This window comes from Bergeriella denitrificans NBRC 102155 (assembly GCF_001592185.1).
Lineage (GTDB): Bacteria > Pseudomonadota > Gammaproteobacteria > Burkholderiales > Neisseriaceae > Neisseria > Neisseria denitrificans.
The window spans coordinates 1-3,104 of the sequence record NZ_BCWL01000221.1; the positions used below are offsets into that span (position 1 = coordinate 1).

Annotated in this window: 2 protein-coding genes; both read left to right on the forward strand. The window is 56.9% G+C overall.

Annotation, left to right across the window (positions count from 1 at the left end):
• Window positions 1–286: 286 nt before the first annotated feature.
• A complete protein-coding gene (locus BDE01S_RS09420; RefSeq protein WP_066080731.1) occupies window positions 287–844 on the forward strand; it encodes a YagU family protein in 558 nt (185 codons plus the stop codon).
• A 108-nt stretch (window positions 845–952) separates the two neighbouring features.
• The gene (mutL, locus tag BDE01S_RS09425) at window positions 953–2,935 is read left to right on the forward strand and encodes a DNA mismatch repair endonuclease MutL (protein WP_066080734.1); all 1,983 of its coding nucleotides are present in this window, start codon (window positions 953–955) and stop codon (window positions 2,933–2,935) included.
• Window positions 2,936–3,104 lie beyond the last annotated feature (169 nt).

Genomic DNA, 3,104 nt, shown 5'->3' on the forward strand with positions numbered 1-3,104 from the left:
AGAGAAATGCCCCGTACGACGGAGCTTATCAGTTTGACTTAAAGATATTTCTTATACCAAGCTGACCTTATTGAAGTACTCGACAAGCAATCCGATTACCCAAGCACCACCCAGCCCAAAGACCAAACTTATTTAACAATTTCAATATATTAACAATCCAAATATTAGAAAATTTAACAATACACTTGATATATATCAAACCAATCCGTAAAAGCATTAGACAATCGCCCAAATTGAGAAATAAAATTACATCATTCTCACACATCCGGAAAAAAGGATTACAGATATGCATAACGAAAAAAGCCTCAACGGCAAAATCATTTTATGGACCACTCTGGTCGGCGGCTTCATCAGCTCGCTGGTGAAATGGGGTTCCGAAGTCAACACCCCGCCGCGTATGCCGGGCGAAATCTCCCCTCCGGGCGCGCACATTGATGCCTGGCTGGGCTGGTTGGGCTTTAACCAACACTCGCTGGACTACGTTTACCAAGGCAACAGCATCTTGGGCGCAGTAACCCTGTACCACTGGCTGTTCAGCTTTGTCTTTGCCTTTGTCTATGTGGTCGGTTCGATGTATTGGTCCAAAATGCGTCTGTGGTACGGCGCGCTCTACGGCATCATCATCACCGTTGTGATGCACGGCTTCCTGATTCCCGCGCTGGGCTTCCGTAATCCCGCCTACGCCGACGGCGCGACCGGCTGGCTGTGGAACCTGAACTTCGCCGAAAACTTCAGCGAAATCCTCGGCCACATTTACTGGTCCGTTTCCATCGAAGTATCAATGATTGCCGTATTGGCCCACTTCGGCCGTCCGATTTACGGCAAATGGTGGAGCAGCAAATAATCGGTCTGCTGCAAGCCGAAAGCAACAAAAAAGCCGTCTGAAACCGCGTTTTCAGACGGCTTTTTGCTATAATCAACCCTTATCCCGCTCCGAATACGAAAGCTGCCGATGTCCCGAATTGCCACCCTGCCCGATCATCTTGTCAACCAAATCGCCGCCGGCGAAGTGGTGGAACGCCCTGCCAACGCGCTGAAAGAAATCGTGGAAAACAGCATCGATGCGGGCGCAACGGCGGTAGAAGTCGAGCTGGCGGGCGGCGGCATCCGCTTAATCCGCGTCACCGACAACGGCAGCGGCATCCACCCCGACGACATCGAATTGGCACTGCACCGCCACGCCACCAGCAAAATCCAAACCCTCAACGATTTGGAACACGTCGCCAGCATGGGTTTTCGCGGCGAAGGCTTGGCCAGCATCGCCTCCGTCAGCCGCCTGACCCTGACCAGCCGCCAGGCCGACAGCGCGCACGCCCACCAAGTCAAAGCCGAAGACGGCAAACTCAGCACACCCGCCGCCGCCGCCCACCCCGTCGGCACCACCGTCGAAGTGGCGGAACTCTTCTTCAACACCCCCGCGCGGCGCAAGTTTCTCAAATCGGAAAACACCGAATACGCCCACTGCGCCACCATGCTCGAACGCTTGGCGCTGGCGCACCCGCACATCGCCTTCTCGCTCAAACGCGACGGCAAAAGCGTGTTCCACTACCCCGCACACAGCCAAAACGAACGCATCGCCGCCATTCTCGGAGACGATTTTCAGACGGCCTCGCTGGAAATCGACAGCGGCGCAGGCATCATGCGGCTTTACGGTGCCGTATCCAAACCCACCTTCGCCAAAGGCAAAAGCGACAAACAATACTGCTTCGTCAACCACCGCTTCGTGCGCGACAAAGTCATGCTGCATGCCGTCAAACAAGCCTACCGCGACGTATTGCACAACGCGCTCACACCCGCATTCGTCCTGTTTTTGGAGCTGCCGCCCGAAGCCGTCGATGTCAACGTACACCCCACCAAAACCGAAATCCGCTTCCGCGACAGCCGGCAGGTGCACCAGCTCGTGTTCCACAGCATCAACAAAGCGCTGGCCGACACCCGCGCCGACCAAACCGAAAGCGTCAGCAATGCCGGCGAAATCCTGCACGACGTAATGGGCGTAAAGCCGTCTGAAAACAGCGCAGCGCCGCAAACCGATTACCCATTTTCAGACGGCCTCAGCCTGACCGCCGCCCCGCAGCAAAGCCGTTTCGACTACCCGAACGCAAGCAGCGGCAAAACCGCGCCCATGCCCTACCAAGCCGCCCGCACCCCGCAGCAGCGCAGCCTCTCCCTGCGCGAAAACCAGGCCGCGCTGCAAACCTACGCCGAATTGTTCAAAAAATCACCCGCAGGCGGTATCGGCTTCGAGCCAAGCGCCACAGTACCGGACAGCAGTTCCATGCCGTCTGAAAACGCCGCCGCGCCAAACTACCGCACCGACGATGCAGACGGCACACCCGCGCCCGAACTGCCGCCGCTCGGTTTCGCCATCGCCCAACTGCTGGGCATCTACATACTCGCCCAAGCCGAAGAGAGCCTGATTTTGGTGGATATGCACGCCGCCGCCGAGCGCGTCAACTACGAAAAAATGAAACACCAGCGCGATACCGCCGGCCATCTGCAAAGCCAGCAGCTGCTGATACCCGTTACCTTCACTGCCGGACACGAAGAAACCGCCGCATTCGCCGACCACGCCGACACCCTGAAAAACTACGGCCTGGAGCTTTCCGACCTGGGCGGCAACACCCTGGCCGTGCGCACCGTACCCGCCATGCTCGGCAAAACCGACCCTGCCGCCCTCGCCCGCGACGTTTTGCACGAACTGACACAACACGGCGAAAGCCAAACCATCGCCGCGCTGGAAAACCAAATCCTCGCCACCATGTCGTGCCACGGCTCCGTCCGCGCCGGCCGCCAACTCACCCTGCCCGAAATGAACGCCCTGCTGCGCGATATGGAACGCACCCCCCGCAGCAACCAGTGCAACCACGGCCGCCCGACTTGGGTGAAGCTGACGCTGAAAGAGCTGGACGCCTTATTCCTGCGCGGGCAGTAAACGGCGGGGCGGCGTTTTTCTGACTAAAGTGCAGATATCGCCAATCACCTTTATCGTGCAGACCGGCGGCTGAGCGCAATCGAAGCCGTCTGAAAAATCATGTTTTCAGACGGCTTTTGCATATGACTATCTATATTGTTAAATAACTGAATAAGAATACGATACTATA